2 pseudogenes are annotated in these 1,521 nt (G+C 44.5%); both read left to right on the plus strand.

The features are described from left to right. The first annotated feature begins 205 nt into the window (after nucleotides 1–205). Nucleotides 206–1,182 (plus strand): annotated as a pseudogene (locus tag L2744_RS21365) (transposase). 235 nt (nucleotides 1,183–1,417) lie between these two features. Next, a pseudogene (locus L2744_RS21370) lies at nucleotides 1,418–1,521 on the plus strand (transposase); the annotation flags it as partial.

Below are 1,521 nucleotides of genomic sequence, written 5' to 3' on the forward strand. Positions count from 1 at the left end.
TTTAACCATTGTTCCAACATCCGCTTATCTACGGCGATGTTATCAAGAAGCCATTGATGACCGATCTTGTCAAAACAGGCTTTGATATCACCTTCGAGTACCCATTGGGCTAAAAAATCTTAAAAAATCTAGCCACCCAGGTTAAATCGCATGATTTAGGATCCTCTACTAGACTCAATAAAAGTGTTGATGTGGAGGACTTGCTATGCCGCGCCCAAGAAGAACTCAGATCAGTGTTGAGGACACGCCTTTCTACCATTGCTGCAGTCGTGTCGTCCGTCGCGCCTTTTTGTGGGGTAATGATGCTTATTCTGGTAAAAATTATGACCATCGCCGAGCTTGGGTTGAGTCGTTATTGTTTAAACTTGAAGCGGTTTTTGCGATAGATGTGGCTGCCTTTGCGGTGATGTCGAATCATCTGCACGTGGTGTTACGCATTGATATCGAGACGGCGAATCGCTGGAGCGACAGAGAAGTGCTTGAGCAGTGGCATAAGTTATTTAAAGGCAATGAATTAACTCATAAATTCGCCCGGGTGAGTTGGTCGAGGCCCATGAGGTCAATAGATTAAAACATAGCATCGCGACGTATCGAAGCCGTTTATGTGACATCAGTTGGTTCATGCGTTGTTTGAATGAACCGATAGCAAGGCAAGCAAATCAAGAAGATAACTGTACAGGTCGTTTCTGGGAAGGTCGTTTTAAATCGCAGGCCTTACTCGATGAGACCGCAGTTTTAGCCTGTATGGCGTATGTTGATTTGAATCCTATCAGAGCCAAAATGGCCGATACACTGGAGCAATCAGATCACACCAGTATTCAGCTTCGAATTCAGGCGGCATTGAAAGGTGAGCAGCCCCCAAACCTACTGTCTTTTATTGGCAATGAACGCGAAAACCAGCCCAATGGCATTGCGTTTTCATTAACGGACTACCTTCAATTGGTGGATGATACAGGTCGAATTATTCGAAATGACAAACGTGGTGCTATCAGTGACAATAGCGCCAAGCTACTGACAAGGTTGAATATCCAGCAAGACAACTGGCTCAAGCTCACCACAGAGTTTGGCAAGTTGTTTCATGGCCCTGTGGGAACATTGCAAGAACTTACCGATTACTGTGAGCATTTAGAGAAGCGACGACGGCACTTTGCGTCTTGCTGCCAGCACCTCAAAGCAGGCTGACTTCAAGCTTATTCATCGGCTTTATCTTTCTACACAGCCAACCAGACAATGGGTTAGGTGACTCTTGCTAAAAATCACCATTTTTCAGTTAAATAGCACAATTTAATCCATCATTATCCATTTCAACCCCACCTTGTCGGTTTTTCCGCGACTTAGTGACTTGTCGTTGCTTGAATCTAAACTTCGAGTGCATTATGTTGTTTTAACTTGGGTGGCTGGATTTCATTACTCTGGCTATCATGGTGCTCGGCATTTTTCTGCAAATTTAGGACTGGTTCCTAAAGAGTTTTCCAGTGGGGGAAAACAGAAATTAGGCGGCATAACCAAACGAGGTAACAG

This window comes from Shewanella profunda (assembly GCF_023283765.1).
Lineage (GTDB): Bacteria > Pseudomonadota > Gammaproteobacteria > Enterobacterales > Shewanellaceae > Shewanella > Shewanella profunda.